The following is a 25889-nucleotide window of genomic DNA, read 5'->3' as shown; positions in this document are numbered from 1 at the left end:
CCAGACTGCGTGACCAGCACATCGCGAGGGTCTTCGCGCACGGGGATAGCGGCGATACAGAGCCCGTCAGGCAGATCTGTCGGCAGATCTTTCATGCTGTGGACAGCGAGATCAATTGTGCCGTCCAAAAGCGCAATTTCAATCTCCTTCGTAAAAACTCCTTTACCGAGTCCGACGAGAGAGCGGTCTGTAATTCTATCCCCCGTCGTCTTGATGATTTTGAGTTCAATCGAGCGGTTGGGAAAGTGATCATTCAGACGCTTCCTCACATATTCTGCCTGCCAGAGAGCAAGTTGGCTGCCGCGTGTGCCGATGGTGATAGTTTGTTTCATATGGACTCGTTAATCTCGAAACCGATAAAGCAATTCAAGCGACACTATTCAGCTCTCAATTTTTCAAGTTCAGATTCCAAACGTTCTATCCGTCCTTGGAGGCGAGCAGTCAAAGCATAAGCTAACATGCCAAAGAGAAAGCCAGTCATTCCAAGTGCCATTCCGATAATTCCGAATGTCTCCATTGTAGGTTCCTTGATCAGGTTTGTATAACATCAGCTACAATCTTTATTCGTTTGTATCAGCGTTTGCGACTCGTCGAAGTGGATTCCAGCGAATTTCCCAATGGTTTAGCCTGCCCCGGCCGACTCATGTAGAAACCGTAATTGCTTCGTTTCAGTTTCCAATCGGCGGAGGGCACTGTGATAATAGGATTCGTTAATCTCGAAACCGATAAACCTTCGGTTCAAGTTACGACATGCAATTGCAGTCGTTCCACTTCCAATAAAGGGATCTAGCACAATCTGATTATCAAGCGTCGTGAGTCTAATAAGGTATTCCATTAGAGCAACAGGTTTCTGTGCTTCATGTACTCGTGTTTCGTTGGGGCGAAAGTCAATCTCTAACACATTGGTAGGACTTTTGCCATTGATTAAACATTCGGCGATATTCATCCCTCCAACTTCGTTTTCAATGATATTGTCAGTAATTGTGTGGTCATACGGCTTAAACAACCATGCAATCGGTTCGTAGATCGGTGCTAAATTGCCTATCCGCCACCCCTTCCACTTTTCTGATAACTTTTCTTCTCCCCTTCTATTCAGGACGATTTCCAAACGTTGACTCCGATGGTGAGCAGAATCCTTTTTCCAAATAAGAACGTCACGAAGCAGAAAACCAGCATCCTCAAGCGCAATAATTGCTCTGTGGATGGTTCGACGTGCACCGAACACGAATAAGCTTGCCCCTTTTTTCATGACGGGGTAAACGAGTTGCGCCCACTGATCGCACCATTTTTGGTAGTCTCTGACAATGTTCCTGTCAGCGGCGTTCCATCCCCGAATCGGTTTTCCTCTTCTTTTGAAGCCACTTTTGCCATGTTGCGCCGGGGATTGACCGAGATAAGCAGAATTTGTGTTATTGTGTAGAACATCCCAATCGTCCAATCCGATGCCGTAAGGTATATCCGAGAGGAAGAGGTGAACAGATTCCGGTGGAATTTTGGGAAGCCAATCTATACAATCGCCTTGGATAATTTTATCAAGTAATGTGTCCATCAGTTTTTTTACGATTGAACAATTTCAATCGCCTTTTGTATTGTCGAGATCTTAGCTTCAACTTTTTCTGCCTTAATCAGTCTTGCTACTGCTTCTTCTTGGGATAATTTCTTATAATCGGCTATTCTTGTTTCCCAATAATCAATGCCTTCTTTACCGAGTTGTTTGATTTTATCAATTGTTTCCTGTTTATAACTGCTGAGTGTCTCTTCGCTTTCACCAGCGATTTTACGCGTTGTCTCATCAATTACTTCCCAGTACTGTTGGGCATTTTTGCTTTTTGGTAGCTCATTGCCTATACACTAAAGGGGATCGAGATTTTGTCCATCAGTGCAATCAAGTAGAAATTTGAGATGGGTGTATGATAACAAGGTGACGTTTCGCTCAATTGCTTGTCCGTAAATTTGGCTTGCTCGCTGAGGATATTGATAAAGCGGTGATACAAGACAAGCGTATGTATTACTTTTGCGCCAATCGTCTAGTGCTTGTACCTTAAAATCCTTCTGATTTTTTGCTGTGCGACTCAGGCGGAATGCTTTGGCATCACCAACAATACTACAATTATGAGTTCTTCCAAAAACGTCAGCAGAGTCACCTCTCGCTCTTAAAACTTCGGCAGGAATAGACAAATGCGTCCATGTTTGCGCTAATAGGATGTCACAGTATTTAGCCCATAACTTTTCTTCAGATGAGTCGTGTTCCAATAACTCAGGAATAATTCCACATTCTAATAGACTTGAACTCAACTTATCCTTCGTGATTTCTGAAAATTGTTCTTCCAAAATGTCGAAAGCATTTTCCGATCCAGCGATTTCGAGAATCAAATTGACTACATCCATCCGTACCATATGCTTTAGTTTTCTGCGTCATTCGTATTTGCTGCCTTTTCCAAATCAAACAATTCCTGCAGCGCGCGAACATACTGCACATGTTCGCCATCGCTATCATTAATTGCCCCGATAAGATCAGAATTCAAAGCGACCTGCCGCAAACTTGCTGTCGGTTGATGCAACAATTTTTTGATAATCGCTTGCGTCATAGCTTCAACCGTCTTCTGCTGTTTAGGAGTCAGCTGCGCTTTGTCAAGACAGACTGCTAACTCTTTTGAAACCACTCCCTGAAATTGCTGATGGAGTGCTTTGATCGTCGGATTGACTTCAAAGGCTTGCAACTGTGACTGGAATTTTACGACTTCTTCCTTGACAATCTGCGCTGCGATCTCTGCTTCATGTCCCCGGTCTTTGAGGTTTGAGGCGACTACCATCTCAAGATCATCGATATTATATAGGAAGGCGTTGTCTACTTTGCTCACTTCAGGATCGATATCACGCGGTACAGCGATGTCAATCAGGAACATATAGCGGTGCTTCCGCTGTCTCATAATCTCTGCAAGTGAATGCCGATCAATTAGGTAATGCGGTGCATCGGTTGAACTGATCACAATGTCTGCTTCGACAAGGAAACTTAGGTCGGCGTCATACGCTAGGGGAATCCCATTAAATTTTTTCGCGATGTCGACTGCACGTTGATATGTTCGGTTTGCCACGATGACTTTCGAGACATTGTTCTTCACAAGGTGTTGGGCTGTTAATTCACTCATTTCACCGGCACCGATGATAGTGACCGTTTTATCTTCTAGGCTTTGAAAAATCTTCTTAGCAAGTTCAACCGATGCATAGCTGATAGACACCGCACCGGCGGCGATGTTAGTTTCAGTTCGGACGCGCTTGCCAACACTTAGTGCTTTGGTAAACAAGCGATTCAAGATATCACCGGTTGCACCAGCAGCGAGTGATTGGGCATACGCCTCTTTCACCTGACCAAGAATCTGAGGCTCGCCGACAACCATGGAATCGAGGCTTGCAGTTACATTAAAGAGATGGCGAACTGCATCGAGATTTTGGTGGCTATATGTAAACTTGTCCAGTTGTTGCGGCTCGATTTGATGATAATTTGATAGAAAATCGAAAAGAACAGCACAACCCTCTTTACTGTGAGTCACGGCATAGACTTCGACACGATTGCAGGTCGAGAGAATTGCTGCCTCTCGAACGTCGGGATGTTCGCTTAAAAGTTGGAGAGCCTCTGTAAGCTGGCTTTCAGAAAACGACAACTGTTCTCGAAAATCGAGCGATGCAATATGATGGCTGGTGCCGACAGTGACAATTTGATTCATCTGTTAAATGTTAGAATGCGTGTATACTAGGTAAAAAAAGATTAACGCCTACATAGGTGAACAACACAGCAGCCAAACCGATAATTGCAGAATAGGCGGTTTTACGCCCGCGCCAACCGAGAATTTGGCGGATACTGAGTTGTAACACATAGATAAGCCATGTGGCGATTGTGAAGATAACCTTTGAATCGAGCCATGTCCATTTAACTTCTATGGTGTACTGTGTCCAGAGTACACCAATAACAATGCCCATCGTCATCAAAATTACGCCAACGAAGATACACTTGTGACAAAGCTCATCGGAGCGGCCAAGCGCGGGCAGGAGATTAAAGATGAGTGTGTGCTGCTTTTCACGAATTTTCTTCTCTTCAATCAGATACATCAGTCCAAACCCAAACGCGGCGACGAATGCAGCGTAAGCCAGAAAGATAACAGAAGAATGGGCGAGGAGCCAGTAGTTTTGCAAATAAGCGGGAATCGCAGTATTTTCTTGAGTTTGTAGCGTGTAAACGACTAAAGTGGCTATAAAAGCAGCAGGAACTACAAAAACCCCAATCGTGCGAAGACGGGTCCGGTATGCGATGCACAGGTAAATCAAAATAATCGCCCATGCTAAGAAGGAGGTTGAATCATACCAATGCGCTGTTAGATGTCCTGTATGCCGCCAGCGCAGTACGATAAAGAACGAGTGTAGCGAAAACCCTCCTATCGTCAGCCAGTAGGCGAATTGCGCAATCCTTCGATTCCCAGTGGCGAGGAAAAGAATGTGAAGTATGCTTGCTGCCAAATAGACTAGCAAAAGCGTATAAAAGAATTGTGAATTCATTGTGACATAAAATGTAAGAAGCGTATCTACTAAGTTTATTCACGGACCCGTTGAAGAGCATATTGGCGAGCAGCGTCGATCCGCCCGCTACGGATCATATTGAAAGTGCATTCAACCGCACAGCTAGGGGCTTCAAAGCCTAAGCAGCATTTCTGCCCTTCATTTCCGGGAATCTGATCGATAAGGTGATCGTAGTATTGCTGGCGACCTTTTTGAGTTAGGATAGATTCCATCACCATAGGTCGTAGCGAACCGAGAAAATCGATAAACTTCCCATAACCGTTATTTTTAAACTGATGGGCAAGCTGGGTTTGTACAGACTCGATTTTACGGTTCCCGTTTACACCTTTGTCGATTGCCTGAATATGATTGGCGGAGATACTGATAATCAAATCGCTGTCTCTCACCAGAGGAGGCGTGGTGAATGTACTAAATCTTGGAGTATTGATGCATTCAATTAGTTGATGCCGATTGAGATCGGCGAAGTCAGAAACTTTGGACTTGCAATCGTCAACCAACACAAGAAAAGCATCTGATACATGTTCTAAGTTGTCGGAGTTCGGAGCAACTCGTTCAACAGATGCACCGCACCGCAACAATAGGTCTAATCTCTGCGCGAGGGGTTGTGTTATCTCCTCTGAATTGCTGATTACGACACAATGGCGATTCTCCAACAGAAAATAGACCGGATACGGAAGTCCGTCCCCCTTGAGAGGCAGATTGAAATTTGTCTCAGATGGTTCATCGTAAAGAGATGCCGCTCCGAATTTTGCTTCAAGATATTCTCGGATGCGCCTAGACAACGCAGGGCTCTTGCCGCTTGTAGAGATGCTAATCGTCAGGTCTTCGTGCGTAATTACGGATGCCGCTGCGAAGGTGCATTCAGGGATCACATCAACTACATTAACAAGGTTGATTCCGTATACTTCGTGTGCCTCCTTGAATACTTGTGTATTGATTTCCGGCAGATCGGTTGCCGCACAGACAAGGAACATCTCTTCCGTATCGCCGGGCCGAAACTGGCGTTTATACCATGCAATCCGATCGTGCTGTGCCAAATCCGCATTGGCTTGCGTCGCTTCGGGACTGATTAATGTTACATCCCCGCCGCTGCGCAGCAGAGAAAGCACTTTTCGTTCGGCAACAAGCCCTGCCCCCACAACGAGGCATTTACGATTTTGGAGGTTCAGATACGCTGGATAGAACATGATATCAAAGGTAGCACATTGGGGCATTATAGCCCGTTCTTCTCTGTACCCACTGTTTCTATGAAGGATAATGCGTAAGACGTAAAAAAACGTGCCTACGAAATGACGGTGGTTGTGTAAATAATCCTTTACGTATTACTCGTTGCGTATTATTTTTTTACCAATCCCTCGACACACCGTAGTCCGCAAGCTGAGCAAGTGCATCTCTTGCAGGCGTTTCAGGGAGCACATTCAAAGCAGATTTCGCGTGGTCGGCGTATTCTTGAGCAACCCCACGGGAATGTGCCTGAATCTGATAGCGTTCAAGCAGCGCTTCGATCCATTCGATTGCCCCAGCCTCATCCATTTGTAAACTAAAAATTCGTTCGAGTTCCGTCCTATCCTCGGTTGTACAGACTTCACGAGCATAGATCATCGGAAATGTCAGTTTTCCATCACGTAGGTCGTTAAATGGTTCCTTGCCTAACGTTTCTCCATCTGCCACGAGGTCGAGGAGATCATCAATAATCTGAAATGCTGCGCCGATCGCTTCCCCATATTCTGTCAAGGCTTGGGTAATTTGCGAATCCTGTGTTCCAAGTACTGCTCCCATCGCGCACGAGGCAGTGATAAGTTTGCCCGTTTTCAGGTCGATGATTTTTAGATAGTCGTCCTGCGAAATGTCAAAATCCCCATTTTTATAGGCGTGGATGACTTCCCCTTCACACATCGAATGTGTCGCGTCGGAGAGAAGCGCCATCGCGAGATCATCGGCACGTCGATTGACGAGCATCGAAAGCACGCGGGCATGAAGATAGTCTCCGACGAGCACCGCCACTTTATTGCCCCATTTAGAATGCAATGTTTCACGTCCCCGACGCATAGGTGCTTCATCAAGTACATCATCATGAACGAGCGATGCGACATGGATTAGCTCAACAGTTGCTGCAAGCGTATGGGCATCCTCGCCTTGGTACCCACATGCTTTGGCGGAGAGCAACAACAGGATTGGGCGCAGCCGCTTTCCACCCCCTTCGACCACATGCTGGACAGCAAGATCAACAAAATCGTAATGACTCGTAGTTTTCTCGCTAAGTTTTTTTTCGACAGCTTGTAAGTCGTCTGTAATAAAATGACAAATTTCGCTAAGGCTTGGTGTTAGCATGGATATGAAACGTGAAACGTGAAACGTGAAGGTTGATTCTTTCGCCTATAACTTTCACGTTATGCTCCTTTTTGTTTCTCCGTTTATCTCCCTTTCATATGTTAAAGTCTTGATAACACTTCATCGGCTGCTTGGATTGTCTGGTCTATATCTGCCTCAGAATGTGCCAGTGAAACAAAGCCGGTCTCGAACTGAGATGGCGCGACATAAACCCCTTTCTCAAGCAAATTCCAGAAATAAGGTGCGTAACGCTCGGTATCCGCGGTCTGTACGCCCTCGTAATCGACGACGGTTTCATTTGTGAAATAGAACATCAACATCGAACCGATTCGACTGTGCCAAGCGTCAATTCCGTGGCGTTTGGTGGCTGCTTGGAGTCCCTCTGCAAGGGTAGCAGCGCGTGTCTCAAGTTGATCATAGACATTAGGCTCGGAAAGCGCTTTCAGCATTGCGATTCCAGCGGATACTGCAAGCGGATTGCCCGATAATGTTCCTGCTTGGTAGACGCCACCGAGTGGCGCGACATTTTCCATAATCTCTTTTTTTCCTCCGTACGCACCGACCGGCATTCCTCCGCCGATGATCTTGCCAAGGCAGGTCATATCGGGGGTAACTCCGTAGAGGGTCTGTGCCCCGCCGTACGCTACACGAAATCCGGTGATCACTTCATCGAAAATGAGCAGAATGCCGTATTCGGTGGTAATCTCGCGCAATTCTTGAAGGTAACCGTCATGCGGCGGTATCACACCCATATTGCCTGCGATCGGTTCAAGAATCAAGCAGGCGATCTGATCGGGATTCGCTTCAATTGTATCTCGCACGGCATCAACGTCATTGAACGGTACAACGAGGGTGTGTCGTGTGAAATCTGCCGGGATGCCCATACACTCAGGGACGCTGAAGGTTGCAACCCCGGACCCCGCTTCGGCGAGGAGTGAGTCAACATGCCCGTGATAACAACCCGCCATTTTGATGACCTTATCGCGCCCAGTGTATCCCCGTGCCACGCGGATTGCGCTCATTGTAGCTTCTGTGCCGGAGTTGACCAATCGAACAATCTCGATTGACTGGCAGGCGTCAACTATCAGTTCAGCAAGTTCCGTTTCTAATGGCGTTGCCGCCCCGAAGCTGGTACCGTTCTCTGCCACCCCTTGAATTGCCTCAAGAATGCTCGGATGTGCATGCCCTAAAATTAGTGGTCCCCATGATGCCAAATAGTCGATATATTCGTTACCGTCGATGTCATAGACCCTTGAACCTTTACCACGCTGGATAAAGAGTGGACTACCACCAACCTTATTAAAGTTTCTTACCGGACTATTAACGCCGCCGGGAATAAGTTGCTGTGATTTTTGCCATGCTGCCAAAGATTTGGCGTTGTTCAACTTGTTTTCTCCCTTTCATTTATTCTGCGAGCCACTCCACAACCGATTTTGCAAAGTAAGTCAAGATTATATCTGCGCCTGCACGCTTGATGCTGGTGAGCACCTCTAACGCAACCCGCTTTTCGTCGATCCAACCGTTTTGTCCCGCGGCTTTGATCATTGAGTATTCCCCGCTCACGTAATGCGTTTTTACCTGACTGAGCACATCAAGATAGGACAGCGCAGGCTTGACCATGAGGATATCCGCACCTTCCTCAATATCTAAGGCAACCTCCCGCAACGCTTCCTCCACATTCGGGGGATCCATCTGATACGCACGCCTATCACCAAACTGTGGAGCGGATTCTGCCGCTTCTCGGAAGGGGCCGTAGAACGCGGATGCATATTTTGCGGAATACGCCATGATGGGAGTTTGATCGTATCCGTTGTCGTCCAATGCCTCGCGGATTGCCCCCACTCGTCCGTCCATCATATCGGATGGTGCGATGACATCTGCACCGGCGCGGGCATGGGACAAACTCTCTTTAACCAATAATTCCAACGTGGGGTCATTCAGTACCTCGCCCTCATGGATTATACCACAATGGCCGTGATCCGTATATTCGCAAAGGCAAACATCTGTGATTACGAGTAACTCAGGGACAGCGTCCTTGATCGCTCGCACAGCACGCTGAATAATGCCATCGTCGGCGTAGGCTTCGGAGCCGACCGGATCTTTGGATTCTGGAATCCCGAATAGGAGTGTGCCCGGAATGCCAAGGGCTGCCAGTTCCTTTGCTTCCCGGACGAGTCGATCGACTGAGTATTGGTAACACCCCGGCATTGATGGGATCTCCGATGCAACATCAACCCCATGGACAACAAACATCGGGTAGATTAAGTCATCAACGGCAAGTTGTGTCTCTCGAACAAGCCGCCGGAGGTTCTCGTTAGCACGGAGCCGTCTCGGGCGATAAATCGGAAAGTGACTCATAGATACTCCTTATGGCGCTTGATGCTGCAAAAAGTAAGAAAGCCCTTCAAGCTCTATAGATAAATCAACATTTCTCAGTTTAATATGACGTGGAACGGTCAGGTGCGCTGGCGCAAAATTAAGAATCGCCTTAATCCCTGCTGCAACGAGACAATCGAGTGCGCTCTGCGCCGCATGGAGCGGCACGGCAATAATGCCAATTTCAATTTGCTTGGATTGCACGGTTGCGGGAAGCTCTGCGATGTTCTGGATCACAACGTCATTGATGCCCCGATCCCATTTACTTGAATCATTATCGAATGCCGCAACAATCTCAAAATTGTGTTCCCGCAGTACGCGATACCCCAATAAAGCACTTCCCAAGTTACCGACACCGATGAGTGCAACTTTTCGAGGGACATGAACGCCGAGAATTTTGTCAATGGCTTGTTTAAGCGCAGCAACCTCATAGCCGATCCCACGCTTCCCGAATTGTCCAAAATAAGCTAAGTCTCTTCGGATTTGAGTCGCTGTAAAATCGGTGCGTCCTGATAACTCCTTTGAAGACACAACCGTGACCCCTTCGAGTGCAAGCGTTGATAAAAGCCGGGAGTACAAAGAGAGGCGATTGATTGTGGCTTGGGAGATGTTTTCATAGTTCAGAATAAGCGAAGCATTTGAGCTCATTATGACCTGACCGCAAACTATATAAAAAATCAGTACATTATAACCGATCTCCATATAAAGCGCAAGTAAAAGCAAATCGTTAGAAATGAGTCAAAACTTCAAAATTGGAACCTGATTCGCCGATTCAAAGATCGGCTTACACTGTTAGCGCAAAATTGCCAATCGTCCGATTTTTTCGATTCTGTGTGCACCTGTTTTAACGATAGCTTTGTAAAAGTAAACACCATTTGCCAAACGTTCGCCATTCTCGTCACGAGCGTCCCAATCGGTTTCGTTGTAGCCCCGTCTCGCTGAGGCATCTTCGATTGTTCGGATAAGCCTACCGCTCACCGTATAGATCTTAACTGTGACTTGGTCTGGTGCCTGTGCAAGGTTATAGGTAAAAACCGTGTTAGTGCGTATGGGATTCGGCACGTTTAATAGACGAGTGATAGACACGGGCTCCTCAAGGTGGAAATGGTAGATTTTCGATTCGGCTGTGTTTTCACTATCGTCTGCGGCGAGGACTTGAAGTTGATACTCGTCATTTGATAGGTCAGGCTCAAAAGCAATTCGCGCTTGCGTTGGTTGGGCAACATTGAACTCAAGCTCGTAGTGGTTTTCAGGCAATGGAAACAGCGGACCGGTTGTTGGACCGAAAGCAAGTTGAATCGTCGTTGGACTGATTCCGCCTGCGTCATCAATCAAAATCTCAAATTTTGGTTGTTCGTGTAGAATCTCCCCGTCCACCAAGACTTCATCGTTGAGGAGGATTTCAACCGTTGGTGGTTCAAGGTCGGGTTGCTCCACCACAGAGAAGGTAAATTCACGGAATCCGTTCTCCCCGCTGAGTACGTTCCCGGTGAGATCGTTTGCCTTGACTCTGAAACGATAGCTGCCGATGAACAGCGTTGGTTTGTAGTGGATGGAAACCGATGTTACCTGTCCGTTCCCAATCTCGAAATTCTCAATTGTATCAAACGTTCCTCCATCCTTGCTCACCGCTAGGTTGACGCTGTCCATATCCACTCCGTTTTTATCCGTCAAGAGGAGAGAGATTTGCGGACGGGGTGGAATGGTGCTGCCGGGCCTAGGTACTTCTCCGTCCACCCAGAGTTGGATTTTGGGAGGCTCTTGGTCAGAACTCTGCATCAGCGCAAAAGTGGAAAGTTCTCTGGTCTTTGTGGAAATGATGCCTACAATCGTTTTGCTGAACTTGACCTTGTCTCCAAACTGGAACGGCGGATTGTCAGTTTCTTTAAATCCCGAATCCATTGTAGACTTAACGAACACCTCGATTCCAAGGTTGTCAAGAATCAAAAGTTGATTAACCGTCCCCACAACGGGGCTTCCAGTCGCATGGCGCGCCAACTCGTTTCGCGCATTTCGTATCTCAAAGTGTTCGCTATCCCGGAAGAAAATCAGCCAGTCACTGACATCGGACTGACCCTCTTTACCAGTGATCTGATTCTTCGTCCTGATGTTCACATGCGCAGAGCCTTCGCCTCGGTTGGTGCTCCGTAGCGCAGAAAGGTGTACCTCCCCGTTCGGACTAGCATCGGTTTCAAAGGTCAGTACATCGCCGAATTCAAAGACTAGATTTCTGCCTAGCCCGTCTGTTGCCCCAAGTCGGGGGATATCTAACTCGATCCCCAATCCCTCGTTTCTGAGGGTTTGACCGATGCGCCCGGTTGGCTCAAGTTCTTCGATTTTTCTTTTGCCTTTTCGCTGAAACAGGACACGATACCGATCTGCATCAAGGAGAAGGACTGCCCATCTCCCCGCCGGCGTGAGGTTTGGATTGACATGAATATAAGAGGTCCGTAATTTCTGAACGCTTGTATTTTCGGTTTGTGGTGATGTCACAAATTTTTCCGATACCAATTTTCCAGTGTTGTCGCGCAGTATCTCGGAGGGAAGCCGCTTCCAAGCGTTGATATCTACTTCCCATTGATAGATTGTGAGTTTTTCGGTCTCTCTATGTAATACAGAATTGGATTCCTCTGTTTCAGGGTTGAGTCCCCAATTTGTCTGCAAGCGAGCTTTCAAAGCCTCTATATCGAAACGGAATTTGAGCGCAGCAGGTTTGATCAACTGCTCAGAGTCAGAATACAATTCAACTTGATATGCACCACGTTGCAATGCCGATACACGAGGAAGCGAAACAAAGCGGAGGTCGGGTTGAAATGAGATGGGCGGTTCGATTGTATTGACGGAAATCGTTGTTATGTGTTCAGGGGTAGCTCCTATCGGAAATACCGCGTCAAATACCCGATCCAAACTGGACGCGGTTAGGTCTTCATTCGCTTTCAAGATAAATTCGTTGACTACAAAAGATCCGGACCCTTTGTTATCAAACGAACGTGGTTCATCAAGCTTGCCGATAACCCCATCTTCGTGATCATCATCGGGCGATTCTGGATCCGCAAAGACATAGACTTGATGAGAGCCGGTAGATAGCGGTTTCGCGAGAATTAACGTTGCTGTTGTTTCTTGCAAATACGTTGTCCCCGAATGCCATGCATCGGTTCTGACCAAGACACGTCCAAGCACATCCGCACCGTGATCGATTTGACCGTCCCCATCCCGATCTGGATCTTCTTTAGCGAACCAAACTTCAATGGGGACATCAATTTGTTGCCCGCCATCGTTAATCAGTTTGGCGGTAAGTGTATGGGCTTTTTTCTCCTTTGAAAAGGTGTAGCGGAGAGGAGCGATCGCTGCTGAAGCAATAGCGATATTCGCTCCTTCGGGCACCCTGAGTGATTTTTTGTCGGTCCTGATGGTATGATTCGTGCTATCGGTTACCACGATTTGATACTGTACCGTCTGTCCACCTTTCGGTAAGGGAATTGCGGTTTGCAGCTTGTACCACCGTCCACCGTCCACCGCAGGGGGAGGCGGTGCTGGATGGAGTATCATCGCCACCGTGCGTTCCTTGGATTCCACGGTGTCAGTCCAAGCCACTTCTATCAACTTGAGTCCTGCGGGGTCTTCATTGTCTACTATTAGGACGGAGAGGTTCAGCGTGTTAGTGAGTGGATCAATATCTTCGCGTACTTCTAAGATAGCGGGTTGATACGTCCAGAATTTCACCCCTCCAACCGCTGTCCGCTGATCATCAAAAGCGAAGAGGCGAACAATACCCTGTCCGGAGGGGACATCTTCTGGAATAGGAATACGAATTGCGCCAAACTCGCCCTGCCATACTTGAATATTGTTCCGTTGTTGCTGGAGATCGTTGGTCAAATCATCGTCTAGATCGTTAACAAACAGGGCTAGTGCCGACATTGTTCCTGTGCTGAAATCGATCGCCTTGCGAAGCTCTATTGCTCCTGTAATTGGCGACACTTGATGCTGACCAACAATATTATGACGGATGATCAGCTCTTTGTTTGGATCGACCACAACCCTCTCCAACTCGGCCTGAATTTTCAGTTCTGGCACAGCAAGGCGCGTCGCTGGATCACCGAAGAGGGTGTACTGCGTTACGCCGGGGATCCACAGTTGGGGTGCAGTCATCATAAATTGTGTTTTTGCGTCGGCGATGATTGCGCCGAGTGTCGAAGGTTTAACAGTGAAGATCGAGGTGAAGAGATTTTTATCGAATTTTGCATTTACTGTTGCGTAGGTCAAACGGGTCGCGCTCAAGACACCGATCGCACCGGCACTGCCCATCAAGAATTGTTCGCTTAAACTGCGTTGCCCGAATTGTAGAGGCTGATCAAATTGCCCGTTGAGACACGTTGTTGTGATGATAAACGGTAGGTGCACATTTCGTAAGCCCTCCGCGTCCGCAATACGAAAAATACCCTCATCCGCCCACGTTTGAGTACCACCGTGCCCCGAATATTCGACAACGAGAACGCCCTCATCAATTGTCGTTAGGATAGCTTGATTGGTGCGTTCTGGACTCTCAATCTGTCGCAGGTACACCTTGCGGGTGTCGTAGCCGACAGGGATATATTCCTCAATAAGCTGCTTGCTCGCTCGCTCAAAGATGTCGTCCTCAACGTTGTTCACTTCGTTATCTGCGACCTGCATCAGCCTGCCTTGCCATAAGCCGGGCTGCCGCTTTACCTCATAATTGATAATCTTTTTTACCATCTCCTCCAATTCGTGTGGTGACTGTACCGGGAGTCGTCCTATGAACATATCCGGTAATGGGTCGTCGCCACTGACAGTGACAAAATGGTGGTCGATTGCGGTTTCCCCACTCGCCGGTGCCCAACCGTGAAAGGTTGGCACGTAGATTGGGTGAAGGTCGTAGTCCCTGTTGAGTGCATCGCGATATCGCTTAACAATTGCTCCTTTGTAATCGTAGTGCGCATCGCCGACCAGCAGGACGTATGTCGGCTTAGGGACACGCCAATGGGTGTAGGCGTGGCGTAAAAACTTCTGGATGGCGATGGGATTGAAAATTCCGTGGTTGAACTGATCGTACACCTCTTCGATGTCAGCGATCATGACGGATAAGCCTTGTGACCGCCGATAGGCTGCAAGGGGTTGGATGGCATCTATAAACTTGCTGTGAGCGATAATGATGTAATCCGCTTGGTTCGCGGGATTGCTGATTATTGACGGTTTGGCGAGGGCAATGCGATCCACTTGGGCGTATTGTCCTCGTTCAAGCGCAAAGTAGCCAGTTGGCGCTGTTACACTATCCTCGAAGGTTAGTTGAAAAGTCCCGTCCTTGCGTTCAAGCCTACCATTAACAAGTTTTGCAACAATACTGTCGTCTTGAATCCGATATACATCAACCTCTGGACGAAGAAAGTTTGTCACACGGTACTGAACGCGTTCAGTTCTTCGTGGTTCGGTTTCTGAGTTGAACGCAAGCCCGCCCTCGGATGCCTCAAAGATGTGCCAATAATCGATCTCAAACCAATCCAGATAAAAATCAGGTTCTCCTGCCGGCGTGCTGTTACGGTCGTCGGCTATAATTTTCAGAACATTCATGTTCTCTGGATTACTAAATTGACGCGGTTCAATTTTACGCACAACTAACGGTGCCTCCTGCTGCCGCCACTCGGCAACTTGGCCAAGTTGTGCGTCGTTAAGCAAAATACGCGCCTGATGTCTGGCGTTCCTTTCGCGCGATACCCCTTGAAACTTAATCCGAATCTCGGCATTCCGATTTATTTGCCTACCTACTGCATGAGGTAGTTGAATCGGGAAATGCTTCTGGTTGAATCTACTGTCTGTTCCGCCTGTCAGACTTTCCCAGAAATAGTGGTCTGCCTGTTCAGATTTCACATCAAGCAGCCGGTCATACTTACGATCTTGTTCAAAGCGTGCTGTTTTTTTGAACGCAAACGGGGTAGGCGCGTTCGACGTTTTTGGGGCAGCGTCTCTAACATCAACCTGTGAACGGCCAACGCCGCCCCAACTCAACCAATACACGTTGGTGTCGGTAAACCTGTCCCCGATTAGTGCACCCCCGTAAAAAACAATCGAGTCGTCCCGATCGAACCTATCGTTTGTATTATGGTCAAAGATATGAAGACCGACTCGTCGTCCACGGTTCTCCATTCTAAAGGTTCCAAGTTCAATACCCATGGGATTGGCACCGGCACGTCTGAGTTCGCTATATGTTATTTGATACATTCCTGTTCGGCTAATTCGGATTTTATACCTGTTCGAGGGTTCGCTAGCGCGCTGCACCGCTGGGGCAGCAGGAACACTTTGGGGAAGATCTCGCCATGTCTTTGCCTGATTATAATTGAGTAGCTTTGTCCGAAAGAGTTGTTCAAAAGCTGGCGAAGGTTCTATGATGAGGGAAGGGGTAACAAGCCGCTTTGAGCCTTGATAGGATTGGGTGGGCGTAGAATTGAAGTCGATTCGGATTAATAACTCGTGATAGATTTTGAGCTGTGATCTGGCGGGATTATACTGAATCGGCTGGATTTGGAGTCGTGCGACCCGTTGTCCGCGGATAAGTCCAAGCGGTATTGCTTCGACCAGTTTGGTTGGGTGCGGCCGATCCCGTCTATAAAAGTCCCTGTCTATGATGAACGTCGGTTGGAGGCTGGCAAGTCCCGGTGGTTGGGCGGGGATAACGCGCTCGGTTTGGCGGACTTCCAGTCGAGAATCAATCACGGTCACATGCGGTGAGGTATCAAGGGGAATGCCAATTAATTCTGGATAAACAGGCAGGCTAGGGCGTCCTACATCTGTCGTGAGGGTTGCTCCCCTAAAAGAGATACTCGTGAAAGTGCGTCCATTGACTTCTTGCGAACTAGATTGCAGCGTCGGCACCTCAAATTTGATGAGGAAACTATCCGTACTTGCTTGGATAATCTGAAGCGGAGGTTTGGCGGCAGCAACAGTGACGGAAAGCCAGAAGATTAGAAGTGTATAAAACGTGAGACATGATGTCCCGCGAAGCGGGGATTCTCGATAAATCCGGACGTGAAACGTAATGCGTGAAACGTAATGCGTGAAACGTGAAAAATAGAGAACGGAAAAACGGGAAAATAGGACTCGTTTTCTCGCATTCTCCTTGCGCTTCACTCAAGCACCTCGATCTCAAGCTGATTTAGAGTTCGCATCACTCCTTCGCCGAACTCCAGCATAGAATCGGATTCCAACTCGCTGCCGGCGAGTTGAATATGATTTGCGTCTGCTTGGATTTGACCGAGCGTTGGCTCCATCGCAACCCACTTGCCCACATACACTTCGGGCCAAAAGTGGTAGTAGAAAGCGTCACGTTGAAATACAAGCCCCGCACACACCCGCGCAGGGATACCAACGGAGCGTGCCATTGCAATCATTAGAACTGTATGTTCCGTACAGTCTCCCTCCAGCGATTCTAACGTTTGTAATGCCGAGCCGAACCCAATTTTCAGATTCTTGTCACGGATATTTTTATACACCCATCGACATAGCTTCTCTGCGGATTTCCAAGCATTCGTCTCCCCATCAACTACCTCACTGGCTTTTGACTGAATTGCTGGGTGTTCCGCTTGGATATATACGGTTGATTTCAAGAATTGCGTGAGTTCCTCATTGCCCTGTTGATCCTGTATTGGCAAGTTTGGTGCTGCGTCTTGATTCATCTCAGGTATATTGATTTCAAGTATTCCATGGCGGGGGTCATTATCAACCTTCAGTTTCTGACGGCTATCGATCATGACTGCCTTATCCAATTGTCCCTCGGTCAACCGCAAATGCGCTTTGAGGCGACGTGCATGGGGAGTTGGGCGTTCCCCTTGGGCGAAGATCTTTGTATTCAGGATAACATCAATTTCTCCCGATTCGCCGAGTGCCGTTTGCATATCGGTCTTTGCCAGAACCATATTTAGTCCCATCAACCCGATTTCCATCCGATAAGTCGTACCCTCATGTCCCAACCACTGAGTTGTCGTGAGTCCGCCCATGATGTCCATTGTGTACCTGACGACATAAACCGGCTCTGTCTTGCCCTCAAATTCGATCTGGTCTTTTCGGAGGACTTTGACATCTGTTTTCACGGGCTTCATGAGGTCCAGATTGAATACGTGCAAGGTATGTACATCACCGATTTGGATACGACGTTGCAGGACAAAGTAACTGATCATCTGTTCAAAAATCGTATCGGCTGAAATAGGTGTTTGGGCGTGGGTTATTTTTCCTGCAAGGTTTGTCTCTAGATAGGCGACACTATTTCTGATGCGCCCTTCGACATACTTCTCTTGCCCTGTCTCGTTGGAGGTGATAATAAAATAGCGCGGGACGAGGTCCATACCAACGTATGAGATTCGTGTTGTTGCAAGTCTTAATCCGGTGTCAGTGCGCTTGAGGTCCATCACCATATCAACACGCACCCGAATGGCCTCCTCACCTTCATATCTTGATTTCTCCATATAGATATGAGCATACCCGATTTTCGTGCCCATCAGTGTTAGATTTAACCAATCATCTTGAGGCAACTGCATCATTTTCTCAATCTCCGCCGGATCAGTTTTCAACCGCTGCCCTACAGCACCGCCAATTAGGATAAAAAGCAAACAACAAGTGCAAAAAATCTGTTGCTTCGCAGGAAAGCATTTCCACTCCAATTTATGGTATTTCATTGCCTTCTCTCCTCGCTGTTATGATAGCACAGGTTTGAGGTGGTGGGCAATCGAAAATCGTCTGCCAAACTAATCTCCAGAGGGTTTCTCTCATGCGTCTCTTGACACCAATAATTTAAAAATGTTATTATATCGACACTAGACTTAGAAATAATTTCTTCCCATTATGAATTCATCCATACAGACAGGAGAAAAATATGAAAGTTGGCATCCGAGACGGAATGTTGGGTTTGCCCTTTGAAGAGGTATTCGGCAAAGCGAAAGAGATTGGCTTTGACGGCGTGGAAATATGTATCGGTGCCAATTATCGTGAGCACCCACTTTGGAGCGAGTCCGGTGTGGACGACATCAAGGCATTATCCGACGCGGCTGGCATTGAAACACCGGCACTCTCGCCGGGCAGTTTCACTGCATATACGTTTGCCCACCCAGACGATGCGACGCGAGCCGAAGGAATCGCGATGTTGCAACACCTCTCAGCGGTTTGCCCAGAACTTGGGGCGCGGGTCATTCTTGTGCCGTTCTTCGGCGATGGCAAGATTGAAACGGAGCATATAACGTCGCCACGTTTCATTGACGGCGTGCAGGCTGCTGCAGCAACGGCGGAACAACATAACGTTTGCCTCGCGTTGGAATCGACGTTAACTGCTGCTGAACATCAACAGATTCTTGATCTGGTTGACTCCCCGGCGGTGGGTGTTTATTACGATATGGGCAACGCCACGGGACGCGGATATGACGCCGCCAAAGAGATTCGCCAGCTTGGAAATGCTATCGCGCAGATGCACATCAAAGACACCGCAGGAAGCCACGCCGGCGAAGGTGGAGTTGATTTCTCTGCTGTTATTGAAGCCACACACGCAATTGGTTATGACGGTTGGCTTGTCCTCGAAACACCGGCAAACAGCGATCCAATAGCTTCGGCAATAAAGAACCTGAATTTTGTCCGAGAGAACTACTAAGATTTCCAATCAATAAGAAAGATATAAATGTGAGTAGTGCAAGGCTCATCAACCCATACCTCGAAGCTGAGAAGCTGCTAAAGATGCCGGTGACTGCGGCTGAAGTGCTGTTTCAAAGCTACACAATAGACCAGCAACTGGAACTCATCTCCTCCGTACGAGATACTAAGGCGCGAGAGGAGTTGTATTATCTTGTGCCAGACTGTACCGAGTTAATCCAGATGAGTCCAATGGAAGATGTGTTGCAGATTTTGGACACAAGGCTTGGTACAGGGACAGCGTCCGCGCTGCTACCGTGTCTGTCGTCCGATCAGTTTGAAGATATGATGGATTTCGTCTTGTGGCGCAACGGCAAACTCGATGAAAAAACACTTGATTTGTGGCTCTTTGAGTTGTCGGAGTGCGAGACGGATGAACTTGGAGAGATGCTCTCCCAAATTGATGTCGGAATTCTCGGCGGTCTGTTGCGTGAGCGCGTTGAGATGGACGAAGAATTCAAAGCACTGTTTATTGAGGAGGGATTGGTCGATCCGTCAACACCGGGCATTGACTACTCAGATGAACGGGCAAAGGCCATCATAGATGCAATCTGGGAAGCGGATGCCGACCTGTTCGTTCGTGTGTTGTATGAACTCTTTGGGCTAGATCGGGGAGATGAGTTAGGTGAGGAACTCTGGGGGGCGCTTGACCGCGCGAAAGAGGAACAGGAAGAACGAGTCAGGGAACGCGATAAAACAGCTGGCATTGACATCACCGAAGCAGAGATTCTCGAAAAAGTAGACCTCGATCAACTGGATTTAGAAGACAAGCAGGGGTCTAAAGTTGACGAGGAATCGGAAGATGCTTGAAGTTGACGCACTGACCCATTACGATAGTCGGTTATTTCTCGCCCAAACACTCGCACATGGACAAAAGACGGGGCAGATTTCACCTACACATCTAGACAAAATTCACCACGATATTGCCTCCCTTGCTCAAAAGTTGATTGCAATCAAAGTGGAAGACCTCTCCTCGCGCTCGGAGGTTCGAAGGCAGATTCAAGAAGCGTTTACCTTGACAAGTTTAGGATTGGAATACGGTTGCGGAGGCGCGCTCGACAAATCGGTTCGCCTGTTGAACAGCAATCGGTTGATTAGGTTCTTTCAAATTGGCAATACGCTTGTTGATAAGTTGACGGAACGTTCCCAAAATACACTTGAAAAGGCGATCCTCATCCCACCAGCGACGCAAGCTGTCGAGCAAGAGCAGATCCCCGCTTATAATGAATGGGAAAGCGATTTTCTGGAATCAATTATCGGGAAGAAACTCGCAATTGATGCTGCACAGGTTTCATTTAATCAGCTATCCGCCAACCCCCGGTCCTTGACGAGTCTCGCCGACATCAACATTGCCAATCAACAGCTAGATTATATCAATCTCCGATTCAATTACCTCCAAGCATTACCGCAAGAGAAAATTTTTGCCGCTGACTATCCTCCGGACGCCGAAAGTGATACCTCCCGCCAAATCACGATTGCGCTGATGGTCAATTTAGTCCTATATCGTGAGGTTGATTTCTATCTAGATGAAGAAGATCTGGACAATTTTTGCAATATCGCTTATGATATAGAAGGCTGCACCGTCAAAAAGGCATCTCAAGACCTATTGTTTAACTGGATTCGGAGCTATATGGAAGTGGTAGGTCAGCCGGAGGAAGTCAAAAAATACGCAGTCGAATACTGGAAATATTGCTTGTCTGTTTTTAGAGCTTTAGTCAGTTAATGGTTCTGCTCAATTTTAGCAGTTGATGGGAAATATAAAAAGATGCAGACACCGGAAGCAAGTGAAGAATACATCATACAAGTAGTCTGGGAGGCAATGTTGGACGCGGATTTAAATTTTAGATACTGGGACCATTTAAGTCGACGTTACTCCGCGTGGGATAAATATACAAAGATATTTCTAGCAATAATGTCCTCATCTACGGTAGCGGGTTGGCGTATCTGGAATGAGGTTGATATTTTATGGAAGGGTCTCTCTGCTGTTTCAGCAATTACTGCAATCGCGCTTCCAATAGTGAATTGGCAGAAAAAAATCGGAGAAATGTCCAATTTATAGTAAAGTTTAGAATTATTTAAATCCCCCAACCCCCCTAGCCCCCCTTATCAAGGGGGAAACCGTTATCAGGGGGACTTCGGAAACTTCGATCGGGTCGGAGTTATTGGTAAATGTCTCCTTATTTCTCGTGTTTACTATAAGAGGAAAATGGTCGCGAATAAGTAGGGCATATGAAAATTTATGGGAGGACTTATTGTTAGGTCGAACAAGCCCAGAGCTTGTCGAGGAATATAGAAGAATCCGGAATGAAATGGAAGGTGAAGAAGACAACACTGCGCCAGACCTTCCACGTAACAAGAAATTACTAAAGCGATATCGCGATGAGGTTTTAGAATCAAAAAAAAGATTGAATCTTGCTGAAAGAGGAGGTGAGTAACCGTGTCTAGTGGTAAGAAAAATCCCAAAGATAAATCTCTCAATGAAGATTTTATCGTGAAGGTGAAACCCCTGGAACCGTGGCCAGATCCACCAATCAAAAAACTTCCCAGTCAACAACCTGACTCAAAACCTACCGTGAATCCTGCTCCCGCCGGGAAGAACTCTAAAACCCCTGCAAAGAAGGATTGAGGAAGATAGTCTCACAAAATGCTGAAAGTACGCCTTTTGCGCCACGTGGCAAATGGCGTAGCGTAGACGATATTACCATAATTTATCTTAGCACCAAAATTCTATATTTACTGGAGTGAATGATGTCACAAAACGCTATCACAGAAACAAGCCTAACGAACCTTGATCTCGCTAACAAAGGTAAAGTCCGAGACCTTTATGACCTCGGTGATGAATTATTAATTATCTCAACGGATCGGATCTCGGCATTTGATGTTGTGTTGCCGAATGGGATTCCGTACAAAGGACAAATCCTGACCGGACTCTCTGAGTTCTGGTTTGATTACACGAAATCAATCGTTGACAATCACATCATCACCACCGATGTTTCACAGTATCCTGGCGTGCTGCAGGCCGACGCGGAGGTGCTTAAAGGGCGGTCAATGCTGGTGCGGAAAGCGAATCGAATCGATATCGAATGCGTCGTGCGGGGATACATTGCGGGCTCGGCGTGGTCGGAGTATAAAGCGGATGGAACGGTGTGTGGGGAAAAGCTACCGGCAGGGCTAACCGAATCGGAGCGGTTGCCAGAACTTATCTTCACGCCCGCCACGAAGGCGGAGCAGGGGGAACACGATGAGAACATCTCAATCGCAGAGATGGAGGCGGAGATTGGAAAGGAGTTGTCCGAAAAGATTATCCAGACCAGTTTTGCGCTGTTTGAAGCCGCAAGCGAACATGCCGAAAAGTCCGGGATTATCCTCTGCGACACCAAGTTTGAGTTTGGGCAGATTGACGGTCAACTGATTCTCATTGATGAGGTTTTCACTCCCGATTCCTCTCGCTTTTGGCCCAAGGACGAATATAAGCCCGGTAGCTCTCCACCCAGTTTTGACAAGCAGTATGTCCGTGATTATCTGAGTGATGTTGGATGGAACAAAGAGCCCCCGGCACCTGAATTGCCGGCAGAAGTCATCCGTCAAACCAGCGAAAAATATCTAGAGGCATATCGCCTGATTGTTGGGCGGGAGTTAATGTAAAACTATGGATGGTATCTTGCCCTATTCATTGACAAAGAACAGATGACTCCGCTCAAACAGCCCATCCAAGAGAATCTCAACACGCCAGTCGCCTTCAGGAAAACCACTCGAAGGCGGATCGATAAAAAACCACGTAATCTGATCTCCCGTTGAGGAGGTGAAGGTTTCTTGGTCCTCTCGGAAGGGTGGAGCGTCTAAGTCGTCCTCCGGCGAAAACCAGTTGACTTCAACCGTATGCCGTCCCTCGACGTTCACCCAAAACACCCATAAGTAGATCCGTTCGTCCCTAAAGAAAGAATTGATAATTCCATCCGGGCGATCATCGCTGACATTAATTGCGAGGGCAGAGTCCAAAATCACAGGCTCACCCCGGAGTAGGCTGACCGATTCACTTCCACCTGAGCCCGCATCATCGCATCCACCAAAAATGATGCCAATCAGAAAGAGTTTTATAAAGAGACCGAAAAGATGAAATTTATTGTGCATTCGTGCATTTCTCCTCCCCGATACTACAATCGGGGTTCAAAGCAACTTGGATTTATGTTTAAGCCGGACTAAATCATACTTGATTCCTTTTTCTCTGTCAATCGAAAATCTGAATTTATCAGAAATTAAAAATAATTAGCAGAATAATCTCCTCAACATATTAATGGAGAGTACTTGATGCAGTTTGACTATATTATTCATGGTGGAAAGGTTGTCGATGGCACAGGCGAGCACGAGCCTTTCCCCGCTGACGTAGGTGTCATTGATGATCGGATCGCTGCCATCGGAAAATTAGATTCCGCACAGGCAAACCAGCGTATCAATGCGGCCGGACAGGTCATAAGTCCCGGTTTCATTGATGTCCATGTTCATTCGGAAATTTCACTGTTGGGTGGTCGAGATCAGCTGGGAGCTGTCCGTCAGGGTGTGACTACTCAGCTTACTGCCCCGGATGGGTTTGGATGGGCACCGCTTCCCCCTGAAACAGCGCAGGAGATGTGGCGCTATACGCAGTTTGCGATTGGGGATGCGGAACTCAACCTTGATTGGCATACTGTCGAAGATTATTTGAGCATTTTCCCCGGCAATACTCCCGCCAACGTTTATCCACAGGTGCCGCATTGCGCTGTTCGTTTGGGAGCGATGGGGTGGGATCCCCGACCAGCTACTGATGAAGAACTGGCTGCCATGGTGGAGACAACCCGTGAATGGTTGGAAGCGGGTGCAGGTTGCCTCTGCTTGGGGCTTGACTACCAGCCGAGTGCCAATGCGGATCTCCGCGAACTTGTGACTCTGTGCAAGTTGGCAGCTTCATACGATGCAATCTATGCCGCGCATATCCGTTACCGAATCCTTGGACGGCAGAAAGCGTGGGAAGAGACCTTTGAACTTGCCCAACAATCGGGCATCCCCGTCCATATCTCTCACGAGCGGGTAGATGACGAGAGCGCTGCGTTGCTTGAGCAGGTAGATCGCGAGGGAATTGATTTGACTTTTGAATCCTATCTGTACCCCGCAGGGATGACCCATCTCGCGCTGATGCTGCCGGCGGAATTCCAAGCGGGAAGCCTCACAGAGGTCTTGGCAAATATGGAAAGGTCGGAGGTCCGGGAAAAGTGCCTGCCCCATATCCGGGAGCAGTTGGGACGAGGCGATCAGATTGTCGGCTATACCCGTTCCGGTCGGTTCATCGGTATGACCTTATCGGAAGCCGCCGAGAGTGTGGGCAAGTCCCGCGAGGATTTTGCTTACGATCTGATGCTTGAAGAGGAAGGGATAGAGACATTCGTTTTTCCTTGGCAGACGCCGCCAGAAAATAATAAGGTGACAATTGACCGCACAGCTGTTCACCCGCGAATGATGATTGCTAGCGACGGCGTCTACGATATTCCCCATCCGCACCCACGGGGATACGGCTGCTTCGTGCAGTATCTTGGACGTTTCGTCAGGGAGCGTCAACTGGTGTCCTTACATGAGGCGGTCTACAAGATGAGTGGATTTCCGGCGGCGCGTTTTGGGATCAAAGACCGTGGGCGGATCGCCGAAGGCTTGGCTGCCGATCTGGTTGTTTTCGATCCGGAGACCGTTGCTGACCGTTCAACGTGGCAGGATCCGGTGCAGCCGGCAGCCGGTGTCAACTGGGTATTGGTCAACGGGGTTCCCGTGATCGACGATGGAAACCCCACAGGGCAACTGCCGGGGCGCGTAGTGCGACATTAATGTAATGCGTGAAATGTGATAAAACGCAAAGTCGCAAGGGCACCAGTTTTTTTCCGTCTCTGTGTCCTAGGTTAGGACTTACGCAGTTGAACACTCAGATACCTGTAGTTCGGCGATTTATCACCGCAAGCACCTGATGAAGTCCATCCCATCAGCATTTAAGATTCAAATGGGACCGATAAACGGGGTTGAACACAGATTTCTATCCTTTTTCCTCTTTTTGTCTGCGAAAATCAGCGAAATCTACGTCCCTATCCGCTCTTAGAACTGAAGTGCGTAACTCCTACTAGTACACTGTCAGGCAAATTATGGTTGTGTATATTGATTGAAAGCAAACGATAACATATATAATAATTGCAAAACTTATCTGATTGAGTACTAGGTTCTATTTTCTTCAAATGCTTGGGTTTCCGCGCTAAAGGAGTTTTTTAGATGAAACAAGCACTCTTGACTTACGATGACTACCTCGCGCTGCCAGAAACCATGCAGCGATATGAGGTTATTGACGGGAAGCTGATTATGGAGCCTGCACCGCTGTTTGGACACCAATGGCACTCGAGAAAGATCTTTCAACCGATGGCGAATTATGTGGATGAGCACCTATTAGGGCTTGTCGTGTATGCCCCCGTTGACATCATGATTAGTCGAGCACCGTTGCGGACTCGACAACCAGATGTACTTTACATCAGTTTTGAACGGATTACACAGTTGGGGTTGGAGGATATGGAGACCCTGCCTTTCCTTGACATCGCACCAAATCTGGTCGTCGAAATTGTCTTCCCCAGCGAATCGCAACAAAACGTTTCGGACAAACTCGCGGACTATCAACGGATGGGGGTTGATGAGTGCTGGCTTGTACGTTCAAGGGAGGGCACGATTGAAGTGGTGCAATTCATCTCTGATTCATCTAAGACCGTTGAACGATTCAGCAATGGCGCGCGAGTCCAATCCCACGTGTTGCCCGGGTGGCAGCCTGTCGTCAACGATCTCTTGGTTCCGCTTACCTCTCTGAAAAGTCGATCTGTCGATCAATGAAGCGAATCTCAAGATGGGATTGTGAGTCACTAGCATATCGCGCC

Annotated in this window: 21 protein-coding genes; 6 read left to right on the top strand and 15 right to left on the bottom strand. The window is 47.8% G+C overall.

The window, feature by feature from the left end; genetic code table 11:
* The 14 genes from J4G02_03175 to J4G02_03110 form a co-directional block, all read right to left on the bottom strand.
* On the bottom strand, positions 1–332 hold a 332-nt coding region (locus tag J4G02_03175; GenBank protein ID MCE2393597.1), incomplete at its 3' end, for a hydroxymethylbilane synthase.
* 44 nt (positions 333–376) lie between these two features.
* Complete coding sequence (locus tag J4G02_03170) at positions 377–517, bottom strand: hypothetical protein (protein ID MCE2393596.1); 141 nt, start codon at positions 515–517, stop codon at positions 377–379.
* Between the two features lie 105 nt (positions 518–622).
* Entirely contained in the window at positions 623–1549 is a 927-nt protein-coding gene (locus J4G02_03165) for a site-specific DNA-methyltransferase (protein ID MCE2393595.1), read from the bottom strand.
* An 8-nt stretch (positions 1550–1557) separates the two neighbouring features.
* Positions 1558–1848, bottom strand: a complete 291-nt coding sequence (locus J4G02_03160) for a HindIII family type II restriction endonuclease (protein MCE2393594.1) — start codon at positions 1846–1848, stop codon at positions 1558–1560.
* 3 nt (positions 1849–1851) lie between these two features.
* Positions 1852–2388 carry a HindIII family type II restriction endonuclease gene (locus J4G02_03155; GenBank protein ID MCE2393593.1) on the bottom strand — a complete coding sequence of 179 codons (537 nt, stop codon included), beginning with the start codon at positions 2386–2388 and terminating at the stop codon, positions 1852–1854.
* A gap of 14 nt (positions 2389–2402) precedes the next feature.
* On the bottom strand, positions 2403–3725 hold the full coding sequence (locus tag J4G02_03150; protein MCE2393592.1) for a glutamyl-tRNA reductase: 1323 nt from the start codon (positions 3723–3725) through the stop codon (positions 2403–2405).
* Between the two features lie 10 nt (positions 3726–3735).
* Complete coding sequence (ccsA, locus tag J4G02_03145; protein MCE2393591.1) at positions 3736–4512, bottom strand: cytochrome c biogenesis protein CcsA; 777 nt, start codon at positions 4510–4512, stop codon at positions 3736–3738.
* A 74-nt stretch (positions 4513–4586) separates the two neighbouring features.
* Positions 4587–5786, bottom strand: a complete 1200-nt coding sequence (locus J4G02_03140; GenBank protein MCE2393590.1) for a hypothetical protein — start codon at positions 5784–5786, stop codon at positions 4587–4589.
* Between the two features lie 130 nt (positions 5787–5916).
* Positions 5917–6903 carry a polyprenyl synthetase family protein gene (locus J4G02_03135; protein MCE2393589.1) on the bottom strand — a complete coding sequence of 329 codons (987 nt, stop codon included), beginning with the start codon at positions 6901–6903 and terminating at the stop codon, positions 5917–5919.
* 101 nt (positions 6904–7004) lie between these two features.
* Positions 7005–8288, bottom strand: coding sequence for a glutamate-1-semialdehyde 2,1-aminomutase (hemL, locus tag J4G02_03130; GenBank protein MCE2393588.1), 1284 nt, complete (start codon positions 8286–8288; stop codon positions 7005–7007).
* Positions 8289–8307: 19 nt separating this feature from the next.
* Positions 8308–9261 (bottom strand): porphobilinogen synthase, encoded by a 954-nt coding sequence (gene hemB, locus J4G02_03125; GenBank protein MCE2393587.1) that lies wholly within the window; start codon positions 9259–9261, stop codon positions 8308–8310.
* A 9-nt stretch (positions 9262–9270) separates the two neighbouring features.
* Positions 9271–9927: a redox-sensing transcriptional repressor Rex gene (locus tag J4G02_03120; protein MCE2393586.1), complete on the bottom strand. Its 657-nt coding sequence runs from the start codon at positions 9925–9927 to the stop codon at positions 9271–9273.
* Between the two features lie 144 nt (positions 9928–10071).
* Positions 10072–16419 (bottom strand): T9SS type A sorting domain-containing protein, encoded by a 6348-nt coding sequence (locus J4G02_03115; protein ID MCE2393585.1) that lies wholly within the window; start codon positions 16417–16419, stop codon positions 10072–10074.
* Positions 16416–17960 carry a hypothetical protein gene (locus J4G02_03110; GenBank protein MCE2393584.1) on the bottom strand — a complete coding sequence of 515 codons (1545 nt, stop codon included), beginning with the start codon at positions 17958–17960 and terminating at the stop codon, positions 16416–16418. The genes J4G02_03115 and J4G02_03110 overlap by 4 nt, the downstream gene beginning before the upstream one ends.
* Positions 17961–18157: 197 nt before the next feature.
* Between J4G02_03110 and J4G02_03105 the strand changes: the two genes are divergently transcribed.
* From J4G02_03105 to J4G02_03090, 4 genes are all read left to right on the top strand, one after another.
* Entirely contained in the window at positions 18158–18922 is a 765-nt protein-coding gene (locus tag J4G02_03105; GenBank protein ID MCE2393583.1) for a sugar phosphate isomerase/epimerase, read from the top strand.
* Between the two features lie 29 nt (positions 18923–18951).
* A complete protein-coding gene (locus J4G02_03100) occupies positions 18952–19770 on the top strand; it encodes a hypothetical protein (GenBank protein MCE2393582.1) in 819 nt (272 codons plus the stop codon).
* A complete protein-coding gene (locus tag J4G02_03095; GenBank protein ID MCE2393581.1) occupies positions 19763–20683 on the top strand; it encodes a hypothetical protein in 921 nt (306 codons plus the stop codon). Before J4G02_03100 ends, J4G02_03095 begins: the two co-directional genes overlap by 8 nt.
* Before the next feature lie 1025 nt (positions 20684–21708).
* Positions 21709–22605, top strand: coding sequence for a phosphoribosylaminoimidazolesuccinocarboxamide synthase (locus J4G02_03090; GenBank protein ID MCE2393580.1), 897 nt, complete (start codon positions 21709–21711; stop codon positions 22603–22605).
* 21 nt (positions 22606–22626) lie between these two features.
* Here J4G02_03090 and J4G02_03085 read toward each other — a convergent pair whose 3' ends face one another.
* Positions 22627–23091 (bottom strand): hypothetical protein, encoded by a 465-nt coding sequence (locus J4G02_03085; protein ID MCE2393579.1) that lies wholly within the window; start codon positions 23089–23091, stop codon positions 22627–22629.
* Positions 23092–23268: 177 nt separating this feature from the next.
* Here J4G02_03085 and J4G02_03080 point away from each other — a divergent pair, with 177 nt between their 5' ends.
* Entirely contained in the window at positions 23269–24810 is a 1542-nt protein-coding gene (locus J4G02_03080; protein MCE2393578.1) for a D-aminoacylase, read from the top strand.
* Positions 24811–25242: 432 nt separating this feature from the next.
* A complete protein-coding gene (locus J4G02_03075; protein MCE2393577.1) occupies positions 25243–25845 on the top strand; it encodes a Uma2 family endonuclease in 603 nt (200 codons plus the stop codon).
* Positions 25846–25889: the final 44 nt, after the last annotated feature.

This window comes from Candidatus Poribacteria bacterium, from assembly GCA_021295755.1.
Lineage (GTDB): Bacteria > Poribacteria > WGA-4E > WGA-4E > PCPOR2b > PCPOR2b.
This window is presented reverse-complemented; position numbering and strand designations above follow the sequence as displayed.